23 protein-coding genes are annotated in these 26,249 nt (G+C 64.4%); 5 read left to right on the top strand and 18 right to left on the bottom strand.

The features are described from left to right. Nucleotides 1-100 precede the first annotated feature (100 nt). Genes E4L98_RS02045 through E4L98_RS02055 form a run of 3 tightly spaced genes read right to left on the bottom strand, consistent with a single transcriptional unit; the run spans nt 101 to nt 3,571 of the window. Complete coding sequence (locus tag E4L98_RS02045; RefSeq protein WP_135199904.1) at nt 101-691, bottom strand: PqiC family protein; 591 nt, start codon at nt 689-691, stop codon at nt 101-103. After that, nucleotides 688-2,310 carry a PqiB family protein gene (locus E4L98_RS02050; protein ID WP_135199905.1) on the bottom strand — a complete coding sequence of 541 codons (1,623 nt, stop codon included), beginning with the start codon at nt 2,308-2,310 and terminating at the stop codon, nt 688-690. The genes E4L98_RS02045 and E4L98_RS02050 overlap by 4 nt, the downstream gene beginning before the upstream one ends. Further along, a complete protein-coding gene (locus tag E4L98_RS02055; protein WP_135199906.1) occupies nt 2,303-3,571 on the bottom strand; it encodes a paraquat-inducible protein A in 1,269 nt (422 codons plus the stop codon). The genes E4L98_RS02050 and E4L98_RS02055 overlap by 8 nt, the downstream gene beginning before the upstream one ends. 115 nt (nt 3,572-3,686) lie before the next feature. Here E4L98_RS02055 and E4L98_RS02060 point away from each other — a divergent pair, with 115 nt between their 5' ends. Next, on the top strand, nt 3,687-4,394 hold the full coding sequence (locus tag E4L98_RS02060) for a substrate-binding periplasmic protein (RefSeq protein ID WP_135199907.1): 708 nt from the start codon (nt 3,687-3,689) through the stop codon (nt 4,392-4,394). Here the strand turns inward: E4L98_RS02060 and E4L98_RS02065 are convergent. The 3 genes from E4L98_RS02065 to E4L98_RS02075 are packed head-to-tail and all read right to left on the bottom strand — an operon-like array spanning nt 4,381 to nt 7,278. Next, a complete protein-coding gene (locus E4L98_RS02065) occupies nt 4,381-4,830 on the bottom strand; it encodes a thioesterase family protein (RefSeq protein ID WP_135199908.1) in 450 nt (149 codons plus the stop codon). The genes E4L98_RS02060 and E4L98_RS02065 overlap by 14 nt on opposite strands. Before the next feature lies 1 nt (nt 4,831). Beyond that, nucleotides 4,832-6,061 carry a M20/M25/M40 family metallo-hydrolase gene (locus E4L98_RS02070; RefSeq protein ID WP_135199909.1) on the bottom strand — a complete coding sequence of 410 codons (1,230 nt, stop codon included), beginning with the start codon at nt 6,059-6,061 and terminating at the stop codon, nt 4,832-4,834. Nucleotides 6,062-6,069: 8 nt separating this feature from the next. After that, nucleotides 6,070-7,278: a urate hydroxylase PuuD gene (locus E4L98_RS02075; RefSeq protein WP_135199910.1), complete on the bottom strand. Its 1,209-nt coding sequence runs from the start codon at nt 7,276-7,278 to the stop codon at nt 6,070-6,072. A 116-nt stretch (nt 7,279-7,394) separates the two neighbouring features. Between E4L98_RS02075 and E4L98_RS02080 the strand changes: the two genes are divergently transcribed. Both E4L98_RS02080 and E4L98_RS02085 read left to right on the top strand, forming a co-directional pair. Further along, nucleotides 7,395-8,327 (top strand): LysR family transcriptional regulator, encoded by a 933-nt coding sequence (locus E4L98_RS02080; RefSeq protein WP_135199911.1) that lies wholly within the window; start codon nt 7,395-7,397, stop codon nt 8,325-8,327. 59 nt (nt 8,328-8,386) lie between these two features. Next, entirely contained in the window at nt 8,387-10,135 is a 1,749-nt protein-coding gene (locus E4L98_RS02085; RefSeq protein WP_135199912.1) for an allantoate amidohydrolase, read from the top strand. On the opposite strand, the gene E4L98_RS30300 is transcribed toward E4L98_RS02085, so the two are convergent. From E4L98_RS30300 to aptA, 11 genes are read right to left on the bottom strand one after another with little or no spacing between them, the layout of a single operon-like run. Beyond that, nucleotides 10,123-10,356, bottom strand: a complete 234-nt coding sequence (locus tag E4L98_RS30300; protein ID WP_205746644.1) for a helix-turn-helix transcriptional regulator — start codon at nt 10,354-10,356, stop codon at nt 10,123-10,125. The genes E4L98_RS02085 and E4L98_RS30300 overlap by 13 nt on opposite strands. Beyond that, a complete protein-coding gene (locus tag E4L98_RS02090) occupies nt 10,332-10,754 on the bottom strand; it encodes a cupin domain-containing protein (protein WP_205746645.1) in 423 nt (140 codons plus the stop codon). The genes E4L98_RS30300 and E4L98_RS02090 overlap by 25 nt, the downstream gene beginning before the upstream one ends. After that, the gene (locus E4L98_RS02095) at nt 10,751-12,115 is read right to left on the bottom strand and encodes a tetratricopeptide repeat protein (protein WP_135199913.1); all 1,365 of its coding nucleotides are present in this window, start codon (nt 12,113-12,115) and stop codon (nt 10,751-10,753) included. Before E4L98_RS02095 ends, E4L98_RS02090 begins: the two co-directional genes overlap by 4 nt. A gap of 24 nt (nt 12,116-12,139) precedes the next feature. Further along, nucleotides 12,140-13,366 carry a Zn-dependent hydrolase gene (locus tag E4L98_RS02100; protein ID WP_135199914.1) on the bottom strand — a complete coding sequence of 409 codons (1,227 nt, stop codon included), beginning with the start codon at nt 13,364-13,366 and terminating at the stop codon, nt 12,140-12,142. 10 nt (nt 13,367-13,376) lie between these two features. Then, nucleotides 13,377-14,771 (bottom strand): dihydropyrimidinase, encoded by a 1,395-nt coding sequence (hydA, locus tag E4L98_RS02105; RefSeq protein WP_135199915.1) that lies wholly within the window; start codon nt 14,769-14,771, stop codon nt 13,377-13,379. 9 nt (nt 14,772-14,780) lie between these two features. Further along, complete coding sequence (locus E4L98_RS02110; RefSeq protein ID WP_135199916.1) at nt 14,781-16,265, bottom strand: NCS1 family nucleobase:cation symporter-1; 1,485 nt, start codon at nt 16,263-16,265, stop codon at nt 14,781-14,783. Between the two features lie 51 nt (nt 16,266-16,316). Further along, complete coding sequence (gene preA, locus E4L98_RS02115) at nt 16,317-17,612, bottom strand: NAD-dependent dihydropyrimidine dehydrogenase subunit PreA (protein WP_205746646.1); 1,296 nt, start codon at nt 17,610-17,612, stop codon at nt 16,317-16,319. After that, nucleotides 17,605-18,984 carry an NAD(P)-dependent oxidoreductase gene (locus tag E4L98_RS02120; protein ID WP_135199918.1) on the bottom strand — a complete coding sequence of 460 codons (1,380 nt, stop codon included), beginning with the start codon at nt 18,982-18,984 and terminating at the stop codon, nt 17,605-17,607. The genes preA and E4L98_RS02120 overlap by 8 nt, the downstream gene beginning before the upstream one ends. A 15-nt stretch (nt 18,985-18,999) precedes the next feature. Next, nucleotides 19,000-20,493, bottom strand: coding sequence for a CoA-acylating methylmalonate-semialdehyde dehydrogenase (locus E4L98_RS02125; protein WP_135199919.1), 1,494 nt, complete (start codon nt 20,491-20,493; stop codon nt 19,000-19,002). A 22-nt stretch (nt 20,494-20,515) separates the two neighbouring features. Next, nucleotides 20,516-21,631, bottom strand: coding sequence for an alanine dehydrogenase (gene ald / locus E4L98_RS02130; RefSeq protein WP_135199920.1), 1,116 nt, complete (start codon nt 21,629-21,631; stop codon nt 20,516-20,518). 11 nt (nt 21,632-21,642) lie between these two features. After that, nucleotides 21,643-22,959: an omega-aminotransferase AptA gene (gene aptA, locus E4L98_RS02135; RefSeq protein WP_135199921.1), complete on the bottom strand. Its 1,317-nt coding sequence runs from the start codon at nt 22,957-22,959 to the stop codon at nt 21,643-21,645. 193 nt (nt 22,960-23,152) lie between these two features. Between aptA and E4L98_RS02140 the strand changes: the two genes are divergently transcribed. Beyond that, the gene (locus E4L98_RS02140; RefSeq protein WP_135199922.1) at nt 23,153-24,607 is read left to right on the top strand and encodes an aminotransferase-like domain-containing protein; all 1,455 of its coding nucleotides are present in this window, start codon (nt 23,153-23,155) and stop codon (nt 24,605-24,607) included. After that, nucleotides 24,589-25,260 (top strand): TetR/AcrR family transcriptional regulator, encoded by a 672-nt coding sequence (locus tag E4L98_RS02145; protein WP_135199923.1) that lies wholly within the window; start codon nt 24,589-24,591, stop codon nt 25,258-25,260. The genes E4L98_RS02140 and E4L98_RS02145 overlap by 19 nt, the downstream gene beginning before the upstream one ends. Here E4L98_RS02145 and E4L98_RS02150 read toward each other — a convergent pair. Continuing rightward, complete coding sequence (locus E4L98_RS02150; RefSeq protein WP_135199924.1) at nt 25,214-26,149, bottom strand: choice-of-anchor A family protein; 936 nt, start codon at nt 26,147-26,149, stop codon at nt 25,214-25,216. The genes E4L98_RS02145 and E4L98_RS02150 overlap by 47 nt on opposite strands. Nucleotides 26,150-26,249: the final 100 nt, after the last annotated feature.

Here is a 26,249-nt window from a genome sequence, read left to right on the forward strand (position 1 = left end):
CCCCCCAACCCCGGGGGCAGGCCTTCCCTGGCGGCCCGCGCCCTGCCGTAGCGACCGCTACGGCAGAGCCCGTGACGCAATGAAAGACCTGACCCCGGATTCAACAGCTGGGGCTGGCGCCGGTGGAGAGCGCGCGCACGGCTTTGGCGATGTCGGCGGCGACGCGGGTGATGGCGCGGCGGTGGCCGGCGACGAGGTCGTCGTAGCCGGCGCCGACCGGCTCCTGCGCCGTGCTGCGGCAGGTCAGCACCGCCGTGCTGCCGACCTGGCGCACGCTCCACACGGCGTCGATCAGGGCGTACCGGCCGGGCGCGGATTCGAAGCGCTGGATGTTGGTGCTGATGCGGTACACCGTGGCCTTTTCCGGCGCCGGCGTGCGGAATACGTCCACCGTGCCCAACTCGCCGGTGACGGCCAGCGACAGCGCCTGCTGGATCTCGGCCGCCGGCGGCGATGCCCAGCGTTCCTGCTCCAGCAGGTCCATGCGGCCCGAGCCCGTCGTCACCAACAGCTGGCTGCGCGCGACCTGCTGCGGCACCGTCACCGCCGGAATCTCGACATAATAGGCGGCGCGCGCGGCCGGCGTTGGTGCCACGCCCATGCCGTTACTCAGGCTGTAGAAGTGTTCCGGCGGTGAACTGGCGCAGCCGGCCAGCGCCAGCACCGTTGCCACGGCAAGTGCACGCATCATTTCTGTTCTCCTTTTTTCTCGGCCTTGCCGCGTATCAGCGATTCGGGATGGCGCTCGAGGTAATCCGACAACGCGTTCAGCGATTGCAGCGTCTGCGTCAGCTGCTGCAGCGCTTCACGCAGGTCCGACTGCACCGGCGAGTCTTTTTGCAGCAGCTGGTCGGCTTCGTTGAAGGTCTTGCGCGCGGCGCCCAGGGTCTCCTTCATCTCGGGCACCACCTGCGCGTCGACCTGCTTGAACAGCTGGTTGGCGGTTTTCAGCGTGTCGCGCAGGTTGTTGCCGATGTCCTCGAACGGCACTTTGTCGAGCTTGCGGGCGATGCTGGAAATCTGCGTCTGCAGCTCGTCCAGCGAATTCGGCACGGTCGGCACCTCCAGCACTTCCTGGGTGGTGTCCAGTTTGACCGGCGCCGCGTTGGGGAAGAAGTCCAGCGCCACGTACAGCTGGCCGGTCAGCAGGTTGCCGGTGCGCAGTTGGCCGCGCAGGCCGCGCGACACCAGCCGTTCCAGCACCGCCGGCCCGGCGCTGCGCTCCTGATCGTCGGCGATGGTCTTGGCAAAGCTGCGGCCCAGCCGCGCCGGATACATGTCGACCGTGACCGGCATGCGGAAGTTTTTCTTGACCGGATCGAATTCCACTCCCACCGAGCGCACTTCACCGAGCACGATGCCGCGGAAGTCCACCGGCGCCCCGGCCGACAGGCCGCGCAGCGACTGGTCGAAGTAGAACACGGTGGTGATCGGCACGCCGTCCGGTTCGCGCAGCGCGCTGGCCTGGTCCGCCGCCAACGCGAAGTGGCTGCCGCCCGGCGCCTGCACCTGCGGTTTCTGGCCGGTGATGGACTCGAACGCCAGTCCGCCCACCAGCAGCGCCGCCAGCGATTGCGTGTTGACCTTGAAGCCGCTGGAATCCAGCCGCACGTCGACGCCGCTGGCATGCCACCAGCGCGTGTTCTTGCCGACGTACTGGTCGTACGGCGCGCCGACGAACACCGTCATCTTGATGCCGCGTCCCGAATCATCGAGATCGAAGCTGGTCACCTGCCCCACCTGGATGCGACGGTAGAAAATCGGCGAGCCGACGTCGATCGAACCGAGGTTATCGCCATGCAGGATATAGCTGGAGCCCTTCTCGTCCCGCGCCACCTGCGGCGGCTTTTCCAGTCCGGTGAATTCGGTGGTGGTCTCTTCCTGCTTGCCCGCGTCGACGCCGATGTAGGAGCCCGACAGCAGCGTGTTCAGCCCGGTGATGCCGCTGGCGCCGATGCGCGGCTTGACCACCCAGAAGCGCGTGTCGGCCGCGGTGAAGCGCTTGGCGTCCTTGCTCATGTCGATGGTGACGATCACCTTGGACAAGTCCTTGGCCAGGGTGATCGAGCGCACCAGCCCGATATCCACATCCTTGTATTTGACCTTGGTCTTGCCCGGCTCCAGCCCGTCGGCGCTGCGGAAGCTGACCGTCACGGTCGGTCCCTGCTCCAGCACCGTGCGTATCACCAGCGTCAGGCCGATGAGCGCCGCCAGCAGCGGTATCAGCCACACCAGCGACGGCAGCCAGCGGTTGACCTGGTCGACCTCCGGCTCCGGCAGCGGCGGATGGCCGCTCTCGTTTTCAGACATGCTTCTCTCCGTGTGTATCGATGGGATCCCAGATCAGGCGGGGATCGAATTGCATGGACGCGATCATGGTCAGCACCACCACCGCGCAAAACGCCATCGCCCCCGGCCCGGCGGTGATCACCGCCAGCGACTGGAAGCGCACCAGCGCCACCGTCAGCGTGATGACGAAAATATCCAGCATCGACCAGCGGCCGACAAACTCCACGATGCGGTACAACAGCGTGCGCTGCATCGGCCGCCAGCGCGAGCGCCGCTGCGCGGTGTACGCCAGCAGCGCCAATGCCGCCAGCTTCAGCACCGGCACCACGATGCTGGCGATGAAGATGATAGCCGCCAGCCCTGCCGAGCCGCTGTGCCAGAAGTAGACCACTCCGCTGATGATGGTGTCATCCTCCTTGCCGAACAGCGAATGGGTGTACATCACCGGCAGCAGATTGGCCGGTATGTACAGGATCGCGGCCGCCAGCAGGAAGGCCCAGGTGCGGCCCACCGAATCGGGATGGCGGCGGTGCAGCCTCGCGCCGCAGCGCGCGCAGTACTGGTGGCGCACCGTTTTCTGCAGCGATTCGACCAGGCCGCAGCTGTGGCAGGCCACCAGCGGCACGCCCTTGGCCAGCGCCGCGTAATGAAAAGTCTTTTTCGCGGTGCGGCGCGGTCCGGGCAGATGCTCGCCGATATTCCACAGGATCTGCGGATCGAAGGACACCACGATGGCCAGCATCAGCGTCAGCGCGCCAAACGCGAATACCCCGGGCTGCACCATGACCTGCGCCAGGCTGGTCATCTTGACGATGGTGATCAGGATGCCGATCATCAGCACCTCGGTCATGCCCCAGCGCCGCGCCGCGCCCACCGCGCGCAGCAGATGGTCGAAGCCGGGCGGCCGCCGGCCCTGGCGCAACGACAGCGTCACGTACAGCAGCGACGCCAGTTCCACTGCCGGCAGCAGGATGGTGAACACGAACACCACCGCCGCCACCGCCTGCATGCCCTCGGTCCACAGCACGCGGATGGCGCCCAGCAGCGTGGCGCTGGTGCTGTAGCCGCCCACCTCCAGTTCGACGATGGGGAAGAACTGCGCGATCAGGAAAGTGAATACGGCGGCCAGCACGATGGCCGCCATGCGGCTGGCATCCGAATAAATCCCGCGATACAGGACCGAGCGGCAACGCACGCACCGCGCTTTCTGGCGCGGGCGTACCGGGCGGCGCTTATGCAGCACGCCGCAGTCGTGGCAGGCGATCAGATCGTAGCGATGCACAGGATGGGATCAAGTAACAATCGTTGTTGTAATCCAATCTGCATCATACGACATTCCGTTCGGCTCCACCGTTCAACTGATAACATAGTGCAAATATAAAAAGGAGGAAAATTCAGTGCTAGTACGCTATCGCCTGGCCGTCTGCCTGCTGGCACTGGGTGCACAAGGCGTCGGCGCGCAGGGGCCGGACATTCTGGTATTCGGCAGCACGCACGAACCCACCTCCTTTGCCTACCGCTACGCCAGCGACTATCTGCAGCGGCTGTGCGCGGACATCCGCCAGCGCTGCCAGTTACAAAGCCTGCCGGGACGGCGTGGCGCCGCCATGCTGGCCGCCGGCAGCATCGCCGGCGAGGTCGGACGGGTGAGGGAGTACAATCGCCAGCATCCGGAATACCGGCGCATCGAGGAGCCGTTCCTGATCATCCGCACCTATGTCTTCACGCGCACCGATGGGCCGGAAATCGACAGCTGGGACGCGCTGGCACGGAAAGCCGGATCGGTCAGCTACAAGCGCGGCGTGTACACCTATCAGACGCGGTTGGAAGCGATGAAGCCGCGCACGCGGCCGCACGATGTGCAGAACGTGGCGGCCTGCCTGCGCATGGTGCTGGCAGGCCGCGACGACGCCTGCGTCTTCGACGACGGCAATCTGGATGCGGAAGCCGAAGCGCTGCTGCCGCGCGGGCGCCTCAGCAAGGCCCTGGAAGACCTGCCGCTGTATATCTACCTGGGCAAGGACCATGCAGTCCTGGCGCCGGCGATGAACGATGCCGCGAAACGCCTGAACGCCCACGGCATCAAGCATTTCACCTTGCTTTGACGCTGGAGGGAAGCTGCTGGAAGTCGTCGGTCTGCTCCAGCGCCTGCCAGGTGGCCATCAGCGCCGGCGGCGGGGCGATCAGCCTGCGTGCTTCGAGGTCCAGCCAGCCGCCGGTGCTGTTGACGCGCGCGGCCAGCTTGCCGTCGGGGCGGATGATGTCGGAGCGCAGTATCCAGCGGCTACCGTCTTCCGCCAGGCCGGCCAGGCTGAGGGTGACGGTGATCTCTTCCAGCAGCAGCACTTCCTTGAAGTAGGAAATCTCGTCCTTCATCACCACCGGACCAAGGTTCAGGCGCATGAACTCGCGCATGGGGAAGCCGTGCTCGGACAGGAACAGCATGCGCACGTCGCCGGCTTTGTCGAGAAAGGCGGTGTTGCGCATATGGCTGTTGAAGTCCATGTCGCCCCAGCCGGCCATCAGCTTTTTCGAAAACATCTCACGCTCCAAGAAAATCGAACAGGGTGCATGCTACCACCTTGGTCGCTTTCCGCAGGTCTTCCAGGTAGAGACGTTCATCGGCTTTCTTGGCGTTCGACTCCGGCACGGTACGCGGGCCGGCGCCGTACAGCACCGCCGGGATGCCATGCTCGCCGTACAGCCGCGCGTCGGCGTACAGCGGCGTGCCCTGCGCCGGGATCTTCTCGCCGATGAAGATTTCGGCGTTCCGCTGGATGCTGGCCACCAGCTTTTCCGTACCGGGACGTTCGCGCAGAGCGTGCGACAGCAGCAGGCGCCTGATCTCCAGCGTGATGCCCGGCACGTTCCGCACCGCGTCTTCGATCAGGGCGCGCAACTGGGCTTCCACCTGCGCCGGGTCTTCCTCCGGGATCATGCGACGGTCCATTTTCAGCACCACTTTGCCCGGCACCACGTTGGTATTGGTGCCGCCGTCGATGCGGCCCACCAGCATGGTCGGCGAGTCGATGCCGGCGACCTTCGACTTGATCTTCTTCAGTTCCGGCAGCTGGCCGTATATCGCGTTCAGGATGCGCGTGGCGGCCTGCAGGGCGTCATGCCCCGTCTCCGGCATGGCGCCGTGGCCGGACTTGCCGTGCACGGTGATTTCCAGCTGGAGGCAGGCGTTGTGCGCGGTGACGATGTTGTAGCTGAATCCCGCCGCGATTACATAATCGGGCCTGGTCAGCTTCTGCTCCAGCAGCCAGCCGGGGCCGAGCAGGCCGCCGAATTCTTCGTCGTAGGTGAAGTGCAGTTCCAGCGCGCCCTTCAGCGGCACGCCCAGCGCTTCCAACGCGCGCGTGGCGAAGATGTAGGTGGCGAAGTCGCACTTGGACACGGCCGCCGCACGGCCGTAAATGTAGCCGTTGTCGACCACGCCGCCATACGGCGGATAGGTCCAATTGTCGCCCGGCGGCACCACGTCGCCGTGCGCGTTCAGCGCCACGGTCGGCCCGCCGGCCTGATAGGGGCGGCGCACGATCAGGTTGGTGATGGTCTCCATGCCGTAATCGCGCACGGTCTGCTCCGGCACCGCGTGCTTCTCGGCGCGCCAGCCGTATGCCGACACCAGATCGGCGACCATGTCGGCATGCGGCGCGTTGTTGCCGGGCGGGGTATCGGTGGGCACGCGCAGCAGCTGCTGCAGCACGCCGACTTCTTCGTCAAAATGCGCGTCGATCCACTGCGCCAGTTGTTCTTTGGTGTTCATGTCATTCCTCATTTGGCGCCGGCTTCATACCAGGCGGCGATCTGCGCCCGTTCGGCGTCGGTCATGTTGGTCAGGTTCGCCAGCGGCATGGCCTTGGTCTGCACCACCTGCTTGTAGATTTTTTCCGCACTTTGATGAATCTGGTTGGCGCTGTCGAACATCACGCCCGCCGGTGCGGTGGCAAAGCCGGCCTGTCTTGGCGTGGCCGAATGGCAGGCCACGCAGCGCTGGTCGATGATGGATTTCACGCCGGCGAATTGCGCCGCCGGATCGGCCGCCGGCGCCACGGCCACCGGTCGCGCCGGCGCGATCGCCACCGCCACGCAGGCCAGCAGCGCCACGCCGATGGCCGGATAGCGCCACTCGATGCGGCCCTTGTGGCGCAGATTGAAGAAGTGGCGGATGAACACCCCGGCCGCCATGATAAACGCCAGCACCAGCCAGGCATGGTCGTTCCGGTAGGTCATCGCGTAGTGGTTGCTGATCATGATGAACAGCACCGGCAGCGTGAAGTAGTTGTTATGCACGCTGCGCTGCTTGGCCTTCTGGCCATGTACCGGGTCCGGCATGCGGCCGGCCGACATGGCCTCCACCATCTTGCGCTGGCCCGGAATAATCAGCATCAGCACATTGCCGACCATGATGGTGCCGATCAGCGCACCAATGTGGATATAGGCCGCGCGCCCGCTCAGCACATGGGTCAGGCCATACGCCGCCGCCACGATCAGCGCGAAGATCACCACGCCGAACAGGCCATCGCGTTTGCCCAGCGGCGAACGGCAGAGGAGATCGTAGACGGTCCAGCCGATCACCAGCGTGCCGATGCCGATGCCGACTGCCTGCAGGCTGCCGATGTCCGCCACCGACTTATCGATCATCATCGCCTGCGCGTTGAAATAGTAGGCCACGGTCAGCAGCGCGATGCCGGACAGCCAGGTGGAATACGCCTCCCATTTGAACCAGTGCAGCTCCTTGGGCAGTTCGGCCGGCGCCACCAGGTATTTCTGCGGGTTGTAGAAGCCGCCGCCGTGCACCGCCCACAGTTCGCCCGAGACGCCCTTCTTCGCCAGTTCCGACCCCGGCGCCGGCGGACGGATGGAATTGTCCAGCCAGACGAAGTAAAACGAGGCGCCTATCCAGGCGATGCCGGTGATGATATGCAGCCAGCGCACCAGCAGGTTCGCCCACTCGAGGCCATAGGGGATCAGGTATTCCATGTAGTTTGAAAGGTCAGAATGTGGCTAATTTACAGAAGATAAACGGATTTGATTCCTGCTACATGAACATTAGAGTATATTAAACATATCCATTCCCGTATAAACGAAACACGCACATGTCCGCTTTGCCGCAACACCTGGACCTCCACCTGATCCGCATCCTGTATCTGCTGCTGGTGGAGAAAAACGTCTCCCGCGTCGCCCTCAAACTGAATCAGCCGCAGCCCTCGATCTCCGCCTCGCTGCGCAAACTGCGCGAACTGACGGGCGATCCACTTTTGGTGCGCGGCGCGCGCGGCATGGTGCCGACCCAGCATGGCGAAAGTCTGCTTGCACCAGCAAAGCGCATCCTCGACGAGACCGAGAACCTGTTTTTGAAGAAGGCACCTTTCGTGCCACATGAGGAAGCGCGCACCTTCAACGTCGCCGCGCCCGATTATCTGGACAGCCAGTTTCTGCCCAATCTGGTTGCGCTGCTGCGACGCGGCTCGCCCAACAGCCGGGTGAAAATCCACGGCCTGGGGCCGGGCACCGACTACGTGCGCCTGCTGTCGGACGGCGACATGGACCTGGTGATCGCCAACTGGGAGGAGCCGCCCGAACATCTGCACATGTCCAAGCTGTTCGAGGACCCGATCATCTGCGTGATGCGCGCCGATGCGCCCTATGCGCTGCGCACCGCCAGCGACAAGATGACGCTGGAAGACTACCTCAGCCTGCCCCACGTGGCGCCGACGCAGATCCTGCCCGGCTACCTGGGCGTGATCGACGACTTCCTCGACCGCCAAGGCCTGCAGCGCAACGTGGTGGTGGAATCGGCCTACTTCGGCCTGATCCCCAACATGCTGGCGCAGACCGACCTGGTGCTGACCACCGGCCGCCAGTTCGTGCGCCGCTACGAACAGCAGATGGACCTGAAGATTTACACGGTGCCGGTCAAATTCCCGGCCATGCGCTTCTACCAGCTGTGGCACGAACGCGTGCACCAGGCGCCGGAACACAAATGGCTGCGCGAACAGGTGGCGGCGGCGGCGAAGTCGCTCAAATAAATCGTCCCCATATCGGACGCGATATGTCGCGCCGCCTGCGGCGCGTTAAGATGCTGGTCATGATCACACTCTCCGACCTGAACAGCTGCGACAGCGGAACTTTTGTCGAACGCCTGCGCGGCATCTACGAACATTCGCCATGGATAGCGGAACGCGCCGCCGCGCAGCGGCCGTTCAACAGCGTCACCGCCCTGAAACAGGCGATGCAGGCCGTGGTCAGCGCGGCCTCGGTGGATGAACAACTGGGACTGATACGCGCTCACCCGGAGCTGGCCGGCAAAGCCGCCGTCGCCGGCGAACTGACGGCCGAATCGACCAGCGAGCAGGCCAAATCCGGTCTGCACCTGTGCAGCGCCGAGGAATTCGCCACCCTGCACCAGCTGAACGCCGACTACAACGCCAAATTCGGCTTTCCCTTCATCCTGGCCGTCAAAGGCCCGACCGGACAGGGACTGACGCGGCAGCGCATCATCGAGACTTTCACGCGCCGCCTGAAGAATCAGCGCGCCGATGAAATCGCCGAGTGCCTGCGCCAGGTCAAGCGCATCGCCGAGTTGCGCATCAATGACCTGCTGGGCGTGGCGCTGGCATTCGGACCGGCCATCATGCAGTGGGCCGAGACCATCGGCGCCTGGAGCGACGACCAGGACGGCCTGACCTGCGCCTACATGACGCCGTCGCACCGCCAGACCGCGGCCCAGCTGCTGGACTGGATGCGCGAAGCCGGCATGGAAGCGCACATCGACGCCGTCGGCAACGTGGTCGGCGTCTATCGGGCGGCCGCCGCCGATGCCAAAACGCTGATGACCGGCTCGCACTACGACACCGTCCGCAACGGCGGCAAATACGACGGCCGCCTCGGCATCCTGCTGCCGATCGCCATCGTGCGTCACCTGCATGAGCGCGGCGAACGGCTGCCGTTCAACGTCGAGATCGTCGGCTTCGCGGAAGAGGAAGGCGTGCGCTTCAAGAGCACTTTCCTCGGCAGCACGGCGATCACGGGGCGCTTCGACCCGGCATTGCTGGAACAGGCGGATGCCGATGGCGTCACCATGCGCGAGGCCCTGCTGGCCGCCGGCCACGACGTGGCGCGCATTCCCGCCATCGCCCGCAACCCGGCCGACCTGCTGGGCTACGTGGAAGTTCATATCGAACAAGGTCCGGTGCTGCTGGAACGCGACCTGCCGCTGGGCGTGGTCACCGCCATTGCCGGCAGCTCGCGTTATCTGCTGGAGCTGACCGGTCTGGCCAGCCATGCCGGCACCACACCGATGAGCATGCGCAAGGATGCCGCCGCCGCCGCCGCCGAAATCGTGCTGCTGGTCGAACAGCGCTGCGCGCGGGCGCCATCGCTGGTCGGCACGGTCGGCCAGTTGCAGGTGCCCGGCGGCTCGGTCAACGTGATCCCCGGCGCCTGCAAGCTGTCGCTGGACATCCGGGCCGCCGATGACGCGGTGCGCCTGGCCGCCGTCAAGGACGTGCTGGACGGCGTCGCCGCCATCTGCGCGCGCCGCCAGATCGAATACACCCTGCGGCAGATCGTCGACGCCGCCGCCGCGCCATGCGCGCCGCGCCTGATGCGGCAGCTCGGCGACGCGGTCGAACGCGCCGACCTGCCGCGTTTCGAGCTGCTGTCCGGCGCCGGCCACGATGCCATGGAGATGGCGGCCATCACCGATGTCGCCATGCTGTTCACCCGTTGCGGCAACGGCGGCATCAGCCACAATCCGCTGGAAACCATGACGGCCGACGACGCCGACATCGCCGCCCGCGTGCTGCTCGACTTCCTGCGCAGTTACGTCGCCTGATCGCGCACGTACTGGCGCGGCGAGCAGCCCATCACCCGCTTGAAGGCGGTGCTGAAGGCGCTTTCCGATTCATGGCCCAGCGACTGCGAGATCAACGATACCGGCTGGCTGGAATTCAGCAGCCGGTCGCCCGCCACCAGCATGCGCCAGCGCGTCAGGTATTCCATCGGAGAGGTGCCGACGATCTGCTTGAACTTCAAAGCCAGCATGAAGCGCGACATGCCGACATGCTGCGCCAGCGTCTCCAGCGTCCAGCGTCCAGCGTTGCGACGGATCGGCGTGCAGCGCCGATCGCGTCGCCGATCTGCGGATCGGCCAGCGCATACAGCCAGCCTACACCGCCGCTGTCCTCTTCCGACAGCACCAGCCGCAGCGCCTGCACCAGCATCATGTGCGCCATGTGCTGGGCGATCAGCACGTGGCCCGGACGCTGCTCGCGCAATTCGGTCGCCAGCCTTTGCAGCGGCCAGCGCAAGGTGTCGCGGTCGGACTCCATGTGCACATGGGCGATGGGCGGCAGCGGCTCCAGCAGAATACCGGTGTGCTGTGATCCGCCTCCCGCATCCAGCGCGTGGACGCAGCAGCAGACGGGCTGGTGACCGGCCGACATCGGACTCATAGACGACCTGCTGCGACACTACGCAGCGCCGCCGCCACCTCGGCGATGACGGGCGCCCAGCCGCCCGCGCGCGGCTGGCGGAACAGGCGCATGGAAGGATACCAGGGCGAGTCGCCGCGCTCCTTCATCCAGCGCCAGTCGCAGCGATAGTCCGGCAACAGCAGCCAGCATGGCTTGCCCAGCGCGCCGGCGAGGTGGGCCACCGCCGTGTCGACGCTGATTACCAGATCGAGATTGGCGATGACGGCGGCCGTGTCGGCGAAGTCGCCGAGCTGCGGGCCGACCGGATACATGGTCATGCCGACCGGCGGCTGCAGGGCTTCCACCTCGCCGGCACCCTTCTGCAGACTGACGAACTGCGCGCCGCTGCCGGACAGCGGTGCAAGCGTCAACAAGGAAGGCAAGGAGCGGTCGGCATCGTTCTCGAAGTTGGCGTTGCCGCGCCAGGCCAGGCCGACGCGCAGCCCTTGTTGCGGCAGCGCTTCGCGCCAGTGTGCGAGCAACGCCGGCTCCGCCCGCAAATAGGGCACGTCGGCAGGAATCGTCGACATGCCGGTGCCGGACAATCCCGGCAAACGCATCGGGCGTGTCCAGTAATCCCAGCCGCCCGGCAGCGTCTCGCCCAGCGCATGAACGCCGTCCACACCCGGCAGCGTGGCCAGCAAGCGTCGCAGACCCGGGTGACAGACCAGGTCGACGCGCACCGCTCCGCGCGCTTTGAGCAGCGGCGCGTAACGGCAGAAGTGGATCATGTCGCCATGGCCGGCCTCCAGCCCGATCACGACGGACTTGCCATGCAACGCCTCGCCTTCCCAGAACGGGCAATCGAAGGATAGCGGGAAGCGATCGAACTGCCAGCGCGCCTCCAGCATCCGCCATCCTTCCGCGAAACGCGCCTGGCGCAGCAGCAGATAGCTGAGATTGAATTGTGCCCGCACATGCCGCGGATCGATCGCCAGCGCGCGGCGGTAGCATGCTTCGCCTTCTTCCTCGCGGTGCGTGCACACCAGCAGCACACCCAGCTGACTCCACGCGGTCGGCGCATCGGGCGCCAGCTCCAGCGCCTGGCGCATCGCCGCCTCGGCCTCCTCGAAGCGCTTTTCCTTCAGCAGCAGCGCACCCAGGTTCTGATGCAGTTGCGTGTGATCGGGCATCAGCGCGATCGCCTGCCGGTAGTGAAACTCCGCTTCCGCCGCCGCGCCCTGGCGCTCCTTCACGAAACCCAGATTCGCCCGTGCCGCCGCATGCCAAGGCTGCAAGGACAGCGCCGCAAGGTAACAACGTTCGGCCGCCGCCAGTTCGCCGGCGGCCAGTTGATGATTACCATCGAGGTAGGCTTGCTGAGGATCGGTATAGGTCATGCCACCGATGATAACGGAAAACCGCTACGCCACGCGCGCACGCTCCAGCATCGCATGCAGCAGCACGTTGCAGCCGGCTTCCAGATGCTCCGGCTTGGCGTCCTCGATTTCATTATGGCTGATGCCATCCTTGCAGGGCACGAAGATCATGCCGGACGGCGCCAGCCGCGCGGCGTAGATGGCGTCATGTCCAGCACCGGATACCACGTCCATGGTGCTGTATCCCAGCTTTTCGGTGGCGCCGCGCACCGCTCCCACGCAATCGGGATGGAAGGGACAAGGCGGATAATAGGACACGCGTTCTACCGATATCCTCAAGCCCGTTTCGCCGCGGGTCTTGTCGATAAAGGCCAGCATCTCTTGGTGCATGGTGTTGAGCAGCTCATCGCTGACGTTGCGCAGGTCGATACTGAACTTGACTTCACCCGGAATCACATTGCGGCTGTTGGGGAACACCTGCACCATGCCGACCGTGCCGCGTCCGTACGGCGGATAGCGGTTGGCGATGGCCACCACTTCCTGCATGATCTTCGTCGACACCTGCAATGCGTCCTTACGCAGATGCATGGGCGTCGGACCCGCGTGCGCCTCCATGCCGGTGACGACACAGTCGTACCACGACAAGCCCATCACGGCGGGCACCACGCCGATCACTTTGTCGGCATCCTCCAGCACCGGGCCTTGTTCGATGTGGGTTTCGAAGTAGGCGCCGATCGGATGGTCGCCCGGCACCTGCGTCCCCTTGTAGCCGATGCGCTCCAGTTCCTCGCCCACCGTTTTGCCGTCGATATCCCTGGCGGCGTACGCCGTCTCCAGGCTGAAGGCGCCGCAGAACACGCCGGAGCCCATCATCACCGGCACGAAGCGCGAGCCTTCCTCGTTGGTCCAGAAGGCCACCTCGATCGGCGCTTCGGTCTTGATTTTCAGATCGTTCAGCGTGCGCACGACTTCCAGGCCGGCCAGCACACCGTAATTGCCATCGAACTTGCCGCCGGTGGGCTGGGTATCGATATGGCTGCCGGTCATCACCGGCGGCAGCGCGTTGTTCGTGCCGTCGCGGCGCATGAACACGTTGCCTATCTGGTCGACGGTGATCGACAGCCCGGCCTCTTTGGCCCAGCCGACCACCAGATCGCGGCCCTGCTTGTCGAGGTCCGTCAGCGCCAGGCGCTTGACGCCACCCTTTTCCGTCGCACCGATCTTCGCCAATTCCATCAGCGATGCCCACAGGCGATCACCATTCACTTTCATCTCGTACTCCTTAACGCGCCGACGTTGTGCTGAACGCCGGACGATTGATGTAACGTCCCGCTCCTTCCACCGCCATCAGCACGCCGCGATGGAACACGACGTTGCCGGCGGAGAGCGTGGTGCTTGGGATGCCGCGCACCGTGCGGCCTTCGAACACATTGAATCCGCCTTTGGCGAACTGGGTCAGCGCGGAGATGGTGCGCGTGCCTTCCGGGTCCCACACCACCACGTCGGCATCGGCGCCCGGTGCGATCAATCCCTTGCGCGGGTACATATTGAAAATCTGTGCCGCGTTGGTCGAGGTGACCTTGACGAATTCCGAAGGCGTCAGCATGCCGCTGTTGACGCCTTCGTCCCAGATCACCGACATGCGGTCTTCCACGCCGCCGCAGCCGTTCGGGATTTTGGTGAAGTCGTCCTTGCCCATGGCCTTCTGCTCGGCACAAAAGGTGCAGTGGTCGGTGGCGGTGGTATGCAGGTTGCCGCCGCGCAGACCGTGCCACAGCGCCTTCTGATGATGCTTGCTGCGGAAAGGTGGGCTCATTACGTGTCCGGCGGCGAATTCCAGATCATCGCTCTGATAGACGCTGTCGTCGATCAGCAGATGGCCGGCCAGCGCCTCGCCATACACGCGCTGGCCGTGCGCGCGGGCGCGCGTGATGGCTTCCAGCGATTCGGCGCAGGACACGTGCACGATGTAGATCGGCGTATGCATCACGTTGGCGATGGCGATGGCACGGTTGGCCGCCTCCGCCTCCACTTCCGGTGGCCGCGACAGCGGATGCGAACTCGGTCCGGTCAGGCCGCGCTTCAGCAGGTCCTGCTGCAGCTGGTACACCAGCTCGCCATTCTCCGCATGCACGGTCGGCATCGCGCCCAGCTCCAGGCAGCGGCGGAAGCTTTTCACCAGCGTCTCGTCATCGGCCATGATGGCGTTCTTGTACGCCATGAAGTGCTTGAAGCTGTTGACGCCATGGTCGCGTACCAGGATGCCCATGTCGCGCTGGACGGTGTCGTCCCACCAGGTGATCGCCACGTGAAAGGTGTAATCGCCGGCCGACTTTTTCGCCCATTCGCGCCACTGCTGGTAAGCCTCGATCAGGTTCTGCTTCGGCGCCGGGATGACGAAATCGATGATGGTGGTGGTGCCGCCGGCCAGGCCGGCCGCCGTGCCGGTGTAAAAATCATCCTGCGTCACCGTACCCATGAAGGGCAGGTTCATATGGGTGTGCGGATCGATCCCGCCCGGCATCACGTACTGGCCACCGGCGTCGATGATCTTGGCGCCGTTGGGCACATCCAGATTTTCCGCCACGGCGATGATCTTGTCGGCCTCGCACAGCACATCTGCGCGGAAGGCGCGGTCGGCATTCACCACGGTGCCGCCACGGATGATAGTCTTCATGTAGTCTCCTTATGGGTGAGCCGGCGCCCGCACCGCGGGGACGGTCTTCCCTTTCATCATAAGCCCGTACACCACGGCCGAGATGGCGATGCCGACGAACCAGGCATAGGTATAAATGGTCTTGAATCCCGCCGACACGTCGGGGAAGGACGCGGGAAAAGCGGCATTGAGAAACCCCGGAATATTCGGCGCCACGCCGATCACGAAGGCCACCAGCGCCGCCGTGTTCCAGCCATTGCCATACGCGTACTGGCCGGCTTCGCGATACAGCTCGGCCACGTTCAGCTCCGTCTTGCGCACCAGGTAGTAATCGACGATCAGCACGCCGGCGATAGGCCCCAGCAGCGCGGAATAGCCGATCAGCCAGGTGAAGATGTAACCCTGCGTCGACTCCAGTATCTTCCACGGCATCATCAGGATGGCGATGGCCGCGGTGATGTAGCCGCCGGTCTTGTACGAGATCAGCTTGGGCGCCAGCGAGGAAAAATCATAGGCCGGGCCGACCAGATTGGCGGCCAGATTGACCGACACGGTATCGATCAACAGGATCAGCAACGCCACCAGCACCGCCACACCGGTCATGCGCGCCGACAGGTCGACCGGGTCCCAGATCGCCTTGCCGTACAGGACCACGGTGGCCGAGGTGACGATCACCGCCATCGCCGCCAGCAGGCCCATAGGCACCGGCAGGCCGACCGTCTGGCCGATCACCTGGTCGCGCTGCGTTTTCGCGAAGCGGGTAAAGTCCGGAATATTCAGCGCCAGCGTGGCCCAGAAGCCCACCATCGCCGTCAGCGACGGCCAGAAGGTGGACCAGAACTGGCCGGCCTTCTTGCCGCCCTCGACGAACTGCGACGGCGTCGACAGCAGATCGCCGAAGCCGCCTGCCTTATTGTAGACCCATCCCAGCAGCACGAAGCAGATCAGGATTTTCAGCGGCGCGGTATAGGTCTCCAGCTTGCGGATCGCTTCCATGCCGTGCACGATGTACCAGAACTGGATCGCCCAGAAAGCCAGAAAGCAAAGCAGCTGCGCGCCATTGATGCCCAGGCCGGCGATCTTGCCGCCGCCGATCTCGCCACCCATCAGCGCCCCGAGCAGCGTATAGATCATCTGCCCGCCGAACCAGGTCTGGATGCCGTACCAGCCGCAGGCCACGATGGCGCGCATCAGCGCCGGCAGCCGTGCACCGGCGGTGCCGAAGGAAGCGCGCGCCAGTACCGCATACGGAATGCCGTACTTGGTGCCGGCATGGCCGATCAGCAGCATCGGCAGCAGCACGATGGCATTCGCCAGAAACACCGTCAGCACCGCCTGGTAACCGGACATGCCGCCCTCGATCAGACTCGCCGACAAGGTGTACGCCGGAATGCACATCACCATGCCGACCCACAGCGCGGAGAAGTGATACCAGCGCCAGGTCCGCTGCGCCGCCGTCGTCGGCGCCAGGTCTTCGTTCCAGAGTTGCGTGCTGCCAGTCGCTTCATTGCTCAAAACGTTCTCCCGAAAGGTTGAGTTATCGCTTTAGCTCTGCAAGTTCCATACCTAGGCTGCCTGCTCCACCTTCAGGTTTTCGGCGCGCGGATTGCGCGGGTCCTGCGTCCAGTTCATGTAAGGCTTGCCGGTATCCTGCGGCACCATGGTGATGCACCCCTGCACCGGACAGGTGATCTCGCATAGATTACACCCAACGCACTCCTCCTTGATCACTTCATAGGTGCGCGTACCGGTAGCCGCATCGATCAGCTGCGCAATCGACTGGTGCGAAGTGTCCTCGCAAGCCACGTAGCAGCGGCCGCACTTGATGCATTCATCCTGGTTGATCTGGGCGATCACCTTGTAGTTCATGTTCAGGTATTTCCAGTCGGTGGTGTTGGGCACCGCCCTGGCCTGGAAGTCGCTGATGCGTTGATACCCCTTGTCGTCCATCCAGCGCGACAAACCGTCCTTCATCTGCTCGACGATGCGGAAGCCGTGCAGCATCGCCGCCGTGCAGACCTGCACGCAACCGGAACCGAGGGCGATGAATTCGGCCGCGTCGCGCCAGCTGCCGATGCCGCCGATGCCGGAAATCGGCAGGCCGGCTGTCTGCGGATCGCGCGCGATCTCGGCCACCATGTTGAGCGCGATCGGCTTGACCGCCGAACCGCAATAGCCGCCATGCGTGCTGGCGCCGCCGACCACCGGGAAGGCCACCATCTGGTCCAGGTCCAGGTGGGTGATCGAGTTGATGGTGTTGATCAGCGAGACCGCATCCGCGCCGCCGGCCTTGGCCGCGCGCGCCGGCGCGCGCACGTCGGTGATGTTGGGCGTCAGCTTGACGATCACCGGCAGCCTGGTGTTTTGCTTGCACCAGCGCGTGACCATCTCCACGTATTCCGGCACCTGGCCCACGGCCGCGCCCATGCCGCGTTCCGGCATGCCGTGCGGGCAGCCGAAATTCAGCTCGATGCCGTCGGCGCCGGTGGCTTCGATCTTGGGCAGGATATCGGCCCACAGGCGCTCCTCGCAAGGCAGCATCAGCGAAACGATGATCACGCGGTCCGGCCAATCCTTCTTCACCTGCGTGATCTCCTGCAGGTTGATCTCCAGCGAACGATCGGTGATCAGTTCGATGTTGTTGAAGCCGAGGACTTCGCGGTTCTTGCCGTAATGCGCCGAGTAGCGCGACGACACGTTGACGGCGGCGGGGTCTTCGCCCAGCGTCTTCCACACCACGCCGCCCCAGCCCGCTTCAAACGCGCGCACGACGTTGTAGGCCTTGTCGGTCGGCGGCGCGGACGCCAGCCAGAACGGGTTGATCGATTTGATGCCGCAGAATTCGATACTCAGGTCAGCCATGATGCAGCCTCACTTTCATTGCGTTGATATCGTTATGAATGGCGTGGGCCGCCAGCTTGCCATGTTGGACCGCCTGCACGGTCAGATCCTGTCCGGGCGCCACACAGTCGCCGCCGGCGTAGATACCCGGCAGCACCGTGCGGAACTGATCGTCGACATGGATCTTGTCGCCGTCGCGTTTCAGCGTTTTCGCCAGCGGATCGCTGATGCTGGTTTCGTCCATGCTCTGGCCGATGGCCTTGAAGATGGCGTCGGCGGCGATCTCGAAACTCTCGCCGGTGCCGGCCAGGCGGCCGTTGACCATGGCGGTCTTTTCGAAGCGCATGCCGCGCACGCGGCCCTGTTCATCCAGCAGCACCTGCTGCGGCTGCGACCAGGTGCGCATGCGCACCTGGTTTTCCCTGGCGATGTGTTGTTCGTGTTCGGTCGCGCTCATGGCCTCGAAGCCGCGCCGGTAGACCAGCGTAACTTCCTCCGCACCCAGGCGCTGGATCTGCACCGCCATGTCGATGGCAGTATTGCCCGCACCGATGACGATGGCGCGCGCCGGCACCGGCAGCTTGCTCAGGTCATCCGCCTGGCGCAGCGCGGCGATGTAATCGACGGCGGCCAGCAGGCCGTGCGCATCTTCGCCGGTCAGGCCCAGCTGCCTGCTGGCGCCGAGGCCCAGGCCGAGAAACACGGCATCGTATTGCGCGTGCAGATCCTTCAGTTGCACGTTCACGCCCAGCGTCTGACCATGCTTGATGGTGATGCCGCCGATCTGCAGCAGGAACGCCACTTCCTTCTGCGCGAAGTTATCGGTCAGCTTGTACTTGGCGATGCCGTACTCATTCAGGCCGCCGGATTTCTCCTTCGCTTCATAGATCACCACGTCGTTGCCCAGCATCGCCAGCCGGTGCGCGCACGACAGTCCGGCCGGACCGGCGCCGACCACCGCCACGGTCTTGCCGGTGGCGGCCATGCGCGAGAACGGATGTTCCTCGAATTTCATGTTATCGATGGCGTAGCGCTGCAGCAGGCCGATTTTCACCGGCTGGCCTTCCGCGTCGTGGTTGCGCACGCAGGCGTCTTCGCACAGGATCTCGGTCGGGCAGACACGCGCGCAGCTGCCGCCCAGGATGTTTTGTTTCAGGATGCCGGCGGCGGCGCCGTTGACGTTGTCGTCGTTGATGTTGCGGATGAAGCCCGCCACGTCGATCTCCGAGGGACAGATGCGCGTGCACGGCGCGTCGTAACAGTACAGGCAGCGGGCCGACTCGATTGCCGCCTGGCGCGCGCTCAGTGCCGGCGCCAGGTCGGTGAAGTGTTTCGCCAGTGATTCATTGGCTTCCTTCGATTTCGGCAGGTAGCTGATCGATTCCAGAATCATGATTTTCCTCGGTATTTACTTCATCTGTGGGAATGCAAATTCTGCGCCAGCACTTGCCGTGTTGGGCCAGCGCTGCATTACCGCCTTGTGGCGCGTGTAGAAGCGCACTCCCTCGGGACCGTAGGCATGGTGATCGCCGAACATGCTGCGCTTCCAGCCGCCGAAACTGTTGAACGCCATCGGCACCGGCAGCGGCACGTTCACGCCCACCATGCCGACCTGGATCTGCCGCACGAACTCGCGCGCCACGCCGCCGTCGCGCGTGTAGATGGCGACGCCGTTGCCGTACTCGTTGCGGTTGATGAGTTCCACCGCGCTGCCCACGTCCGAAGTGCGCAGCATGCACAGCACCGGACCGAAAATCTCTTCCTTGTAAATCGACATATCGGGCGTGACGTGATCGAACAAGGTGCCGCCGATGAAGAAGCCGTTCTCGCGTCCAGGCACCTTGTAGTTGCGGCCATCGACCACCAGTTTCGCGCCTTGTTCCACGCCCTCGCCGATCAGGCGTTCGATGCGCTGCTTGGCGGCGCTGGTCACCACCGGTCCCATTTCGGCATCGGACGCCATGCCATCGCGCACTTTAAGTGCGGCGGTGCGCTTTGCCAGTGCATCGACGATCTTGTCGCCGGCATCGCCCACCGCGACCACCACGGAGATGGCCATGCAGCGTTCTCCCGCGGAGCCGAAGGCCGCGCCCATCAGCGCATCGACCGCCATGTCCATGTCCGCGTCCGGCATCACCACCATGTGATTCTTGGCGCCGCCCAGTGCCTGCACACGCTTGCCCGATGCGCTGCCGCGCGAGTAAATGTATTCCGCAATCGGGGTCGAACCGACAAAGCTTACCGCCTGCACCGCGGGGTGATCGAGCAGGCCGTCGACCACCGCCTTATCTCCCTGCACGACGTTGAACACGCCGTCCGGCAGCCCGGCTTCCTTCAGCAGCTTCGCATGCAGCAGCGATGGCGAAGGATCGCGTTCGGATGGCTTGAGCACAAAGGTATTGCCGCAGGCGATGGCGATCGGGAACATCCACATCGGCACCATCACCGGGAAGTTGAACGGCGTGATGCCGGCCACCACCCCCAAAGGCTGGCGCATCGACCAGGCGTCGATGCCGCGCGAAATCTGGTCGGTGAATTCGCCTTTCAACAGCTGCGGGATACCGACCGCGAACTCCACCACCTCGATGCCGCGCGCCACCTCGCCCTGCGCGTCGGCGAAGGTCTTGCCGTGCTCGCGCGTGACCATGGCCGCGAATTCGTCGGTATGCTGCTGGCACAACTGCAGATACTTGAACAGAACCCGCGCACGCGTCAGCGGTGGCGTCGCCGCCCAGGAAGGAAAGGCCTGTTCGGCTGCGCGCACTGCGGCGGCGACATCGTCCGCCGTGCCCAGCGCCACCCTGGCTACCGGTTCGCCCAATGCGGGATTGAACACGTCTGCATGGCGGCCGCTCTGCGTATCGACCGCGCTGCCGTTAATGAAATGGGTGATGGTATCCATGGTGCTCTTTCAAATAGGCGGATCAGCCCAGCAGGCTGTCCGCGTCGACATAGTTATAGCCTAGGCCGTGCGCCACCGCTTCATAGGTGACGTGGCCGCGGCAGACGTTCAAACCGTGCTTCAGATGCGGGTTGGCTTTCAGCGCTTTCTGCCAGCCCTTGTCCGCCAGCGCCAGCGCGTGGCCGATGGTGGCATTGTTCAGTGCGAAGGTGGAGGTGCGCGCCACCGCGCCCGGCATGTTGGCCACGCAGTAGTGCACCACGCCGTCCACCACATAGGTCGGCTGCTCATGCGTGGTGGCGTGCGAGGTCTCGAAACATCCGCCCTGATCGATCGCCACGTCCACCACCACCGCGCCCTGCTTCATGCGCGCGATCATGGACTTGGTCACCAGTTTGGGCGCCGCCGCGCCGGGCACCAGCACGCCGCCGATCACCAGGTCCGCATCCAGCACCGCTTCCTCGATCGAATGGGCGTTGGAATACATGGTGGCCACGCGGTTGCCGTACACCAGGTCCAGCTGGCGCAACCGGTCGACGTTCTTATCGAGGATGGTGACGCGCGCACCGATGCCGACCGCCATCTGCAGCGCGTTGGTGCCCACCACGCCGGCGCCGATGATGGCGATGTGGCCGGGCGCCACGCCGGGCACGCCGCCCAGCAACAGTCCCATGCCGCCCTTGGATTTTTCCAGGTGCGCGGCGCCGGCCTGGATCGACATGCGTCCCGCCACCTCGCTCATCGGCGCCAGCAGCGGCAGGCCGCCGTTAGCACCGGTGATGGTTTCGTAGGCGATGCACACCGCACCCGACGCCACCAGCGCCCTGGTCTGCTCCGGGTCCGGCGCCAGGTGCAGATAGGTGTACAGGATCTGCCCCTCGCGCAGCATGGCGCATTCCTGCGGCTGCGGCTCCTTCACTTTCACGATCATCCCGGCGCGGGCGAAGATCTCTGCCGCGCTGTCGATGATGTTGGCGCCCGATGCTTCATACATCGCATCGGTCAGGCCGATGGCCGCGCCGGCATTTTTCTGTACCAGTACTTGATGACCACGCAATACGAGTTCCTTCACGCTGGCCGGGGTAAGGCCAACGCGGGACTCCTGGTTCTTGATCTCTTTTGGGACGCCGACCAGCATGGTAGTTCTCCTCATTCCAGGTTTTTAAGGACTTCCCTCAACTTTCCGAACAACTCATCAATGTGTTTTTTCTCGAGGACCAGCGGCGGCGACAGGGCGATGATGTCGCCGGTGACGCGGATCAGGATGCCGTCGGCGTAGGCCTGCTTGAAGGCGGCAAAGGCGCGCGCCCCCGGCTTGCCGGCGATCGGCGCCAGCTCGATGCCGGCGATCAGGCCGATGGTGCGGATGTCGATCACGTGCGGCAGACCTTTCAGCGAGTGCACGGCGTCGGCCCAGTACTCGGCCATGCCGGCCGCGTGGTCGAGGATCTTCTGCTCCCTGAATACCTCCAGCGTCGCCAGCGAGGCGGCGCAGGCCACCGGGTGGCCCGAGTAGGTGTAGCCGTGGAATAGTTCGATGCCGGCCGGCGCGTCCATGAAGGCATCGTAGATATGCTGTTTGCTGAACACCGCCCCCATCGGAATGGTGCCGTTGGTGAGGCCCTTGGCGGTGGTCATCATGTCCGGCTCGACGTCGAAGTAATCGCCGGCGAACGGCGTGGTCAGGCGGCCGAAGCCGGTGATCACTTCATCGAAGATCAGCAGGATGCCGTGCTTGGTGCACAGCTCGCGCAGGCGCTTGAGGTAGCCCTTGGGCGGAATCAGCACGCCGGTCGATCCGGCCACCGGCTCGACGATCACCGCGGCGATGGTGGAAGCGTCGTGCAGCGCGACGATGCGTTCCAGCTCGTCGGCCAGGTTGGCGCCGTGTTCCGGCTCGCCGCGCGTGTAGGCGTTCTTTTCCAGGTTGTGCGTGTGCGGCAGGTGATCGACGCCCGGCAGCATCACGCCGTACGGCTTGCGGTTGCCGGCGATGCCGCCCACCGAGATGCCGCCGAAGCCGACGCCATGGTAGCCGCGCTCACGGCCGATCAGGCGCGTGCGGCTGGCTTCCCCGCGCGCCTTGTGATAGGCCAGCGCGATCTTCAGCGCGGTATCCACCGCTTCGGAACCGGAGTTGGTGTAGAACACGTGGCCGTAGCGATGGTTGGTGTATTCCATCAGCTTCTCGGCCAGGTCGAACGCGGCCGGGTGGCCCATCTGGAAGGTCGGCGCGAAATCCAGCTGGCCGACCATCTCGCGCACGGCGGCGACGATCTTCGGCTGCGCATGGCCGCACGGCACGCACCACAGGCCGGCGGTGCCGTCCAGGATGCTGCGCCCGTCCACGTCCTTGTAGTACATCCCTTGCGCCGACACCAGCAGGCGCGGATGGGCTTTGAAATCGCGGTTGTTCGTGAATGGCATCCAGAAGGACGACATCGATTCTGGTCGGGACTCGTTCATGCACCTCTCCTATGAAACAACTTTCTTCGGATTTTTTTGACAAACCGTAAAAAAATTTACCAGTTGGCAAAATGATGATGCAATAATAGACAGCAGGACAACTATGGCACAGATACACAAATCATCAAAACTGTCCAACCGTACTGGCAACAAAAACACTACAGTTTTGTTTTCACGCTGCGTGGAGTCAAGGATGGAAGAAGCAAGTCCTGCGCTCGATCAAGCCGGCTGGCCCGTGCTGAATATCGAGCGCAAACACAAGGGCAGCCTGGTCGAGCAGATCGTGGCCGCCATCAGCGCCATGGTCGGCCGCCGCGAGTTGCGCGTCGGCACCAAAATGCCGTCGGTGCGGCAGTTCGCCAAGTGTAATGGTGTCAGCACCTTTACAGTTGTCGAGGCCTACGACCGATTGGTGACGCTGGGATTGCTGTCGTCGCGGCGCGGGTCCGGCTACTTCGTGGCGCGTCAGGACCTGCCCGCCGCGCTGGCGCCGGCCGTGCTGCAGGCCACGCCGGCCGCCATCGACGCGCTCACGCCAGAGCTGTATTCGGGCGTCTCGGAAGCGCTGCCGGTGGGCGCCGGCTGGCTGCCGCCCGAGTGGTACGGCGAGGATACCATCCTCGATGCCGTGCGCCAGGCCATGCGCATCCCGGCCAACCGCCTGCGCGGCTACGGCCACCCGCTCGGCTTCCCGACACTGCGCCAGTACATGGCCAGTACGCTGGGCGAGGAACTGTTCGCGGTCGAACCGGAACAGATCCTGCTCACCCATGGCGCCACCCACGCCTTCGATCTGGTACTGCGCACGCTCACCCGTCCCGGCGACACGGTTTTCGTGGAAGATCCCGGTTACAGCAACCTGCTGTCGCTGATACGCCATCACGGCTGCATCGCGGTCGGCATCCCGCGCGGCGAACATGGCCTCGACCTGGAGGCGCTGGCCCGGCAGGCGGCCGAGACCCAGCCCAAGCTGATGTTCGTCAACACCGTGCTGCAAAACCCGCTGGGCACCTCGCTGACCGTCGCCCAGGCGCACCGCCTGCTCGCGCTGGCCGAGCAGTTCGATTTCTGGCTGGTGGAGGATGACATCTATCGCGAGCTGGCGCCGCGTGGAGAAGCTTCATTGGCCGCGATGGACGGCCTGCGGCGTGTGATCCGTGTCGGCAGCTTTTCCAAGACGCTGTCGCCGGTGCTGCGCGTGGGCTCGATCTGCGCCTCCGCCTCGCTGATCCCCGAGCTGTTGCGGGTAAAGATGCTGGCCGGTCTCACCACCTCCGAGATCAACGAGCGCGCCGTCTACCACGCCATCACCGCCCGCCCCTACCGGCGCATGGTGGAGAAGCTGGTGACCCAGCTCGACGCCGGCCGCGAACGCGCCATGGCCAGCCTGCGCGAAGCCGGCATGACGCTGCTGGCGCGCCCGCGCGGCGGCATGTTCGTCAGCGCCGGCTGGCACGACGCGCCGACGCCGGAATGGAACGGCAAACTCATCGCCGACCAGGCGCTCAAGCACGGCATCCTGCTGTCGCCCTGCGATTTCTTCATGCTGCGGCCACCGGAAGCGATCTGGTTCCGTTTCAACGTGGCCTACGCCGATCACCCCCAACTCCTGACCTTCCTGAGACTCATATGCCGGCAGAAAAACTGAAGATCAATCGTCGTCTCCTCAACCGCGACAAGCTGGAAGCGGAGATCACGGCCGAAGCGGTGCGGGTGTTCGCCGAATTCGGCTACGAGGGCACGTCCATCGCCACCGTGGCGGAGAACGTCGGACTGTCCAAGCAGAACCTGATGTACTACTTTCCCACCAAGCAGTCGCTGTACCAGCGCGTGCTGGACGAGGTGCTGGACGACTGGCTGGCGCGCATGGAAAGCCTGGCCGACGCCGCCCAGGACCCGCGCGAAACGCTGCGCACCTATGTGCAGGCCAAGCTGAAATTCTCGCGCGAGAATCCGTGGGCCTCGCGCGTGTATGCGATGGAAGTGATCAGTGGCGCGCCGCTGTACGGCGGCCAGATACAGAGCCGCGTGGTGCCGCTGGTGCGCAAGGATATCGAAGTGTTCGAGCAGTGGATCAGGGAAGGCCGCATCGCGCCGGTGAACGCGACCCACCTGCTGTTCGCGATCTGGGCGATGACGCAGTCCTATGCGGACTTCTCGGCCCAGATGGCGCTGGTGTTGAACCGCAAGCAGTTGAACAAAAAGGATTTCGACGATGCCGAAAAGGTCATCGTCGACATGGTGCTGGCAGCGATCAGCGTGCCTTTACCGCGGCAGGCTGACGGCGGCGGCGCGCCGTAACAGCGACCAGCGCCAGGCCGCCGAGCAGCATGGCGTAAGTCGACGGTTCCGGCACCGCGGTGGCAAAGCCCGGCACATTCGCGGCCTTGAAGTAGTGATTGGCGTTGATCTGGATCGACGAGGCCCAAGAGTCCACGATCACGTTGCCGTTGATGACGCCACTGCCGCCGTTGACCGCGGCCTTCGGCGCCAGGATGTTGGCGGTCAGGCCGGTGTTCACGCCCAGGCTGGTGGCGTCGTAGAAGTTGAACAGCACGTTGTAGTTTTCGAAGCCCTGGTAGCCGCCGCCCAGCTTGGCCGAACTACCGCTGATGTTGAAGATCAGGGTCGAACCGGCGTTCAGGTTGCTGAAGTTAAAATAAGTCACCGACGACAGCGTGGACGCCGAGATATCGATGATCTCCACCGCGCTCTTGGAACCCTTGATGTTCAGACCGCCCCACTGCACGCTGGCGCTGCCGGTGGTGGCCAGCTTGGACAGCGAAGACGAGGTCGCCGTCAGTTGCGAACTCATCGTGCCGAGGTTGGCCGGCGATGTACCGGACTGCACTTTCGAATACACGTCGGCATTCTTGATGCTGCTCTTGCCGCCGACATAGGTGTCGCCGTTCTTGATCGAACCGCCGGTCAGGGTGAGGTTGCCGCCGGCGATCAGCGAATAATGGCCGAAGGCGTCGACATTGTTGGCATTGACGGAATAGCTGCTCAGGCTGACGTTGCGACCCGCTAAGATGGCACCCTCCACATCCGCGCTCGGCGCCGAGAAGTCGGTGAAGGAAAATACGTTGGCACCGTGCAGGCCCAGATCCAGCACGGCGGCATGGGCCGTGCCCAGCGCGGCAACGGCAAGCACGGCGGCGGAAACAGCGGTTTTGGTCATGGCAGCCATAGAATTTTCCTCATGAGCAATTTAAGTTACTCTAACGATATCATAATCCAAGCCCATCTTTCCACATGGAAAATAAAAATCCCCGGCAAGCGCGGCTTGC

The organism is Duganella callida (assembly GCF_004614165.1).
In the GTDB taxonomy this organism is placed as follows: Bacteria; Pseudomonadota; Gammaproteobacteria; order Burkholderiales; family Burkholderiaceae_D; genus Rugamonas; species Rugamonas callida.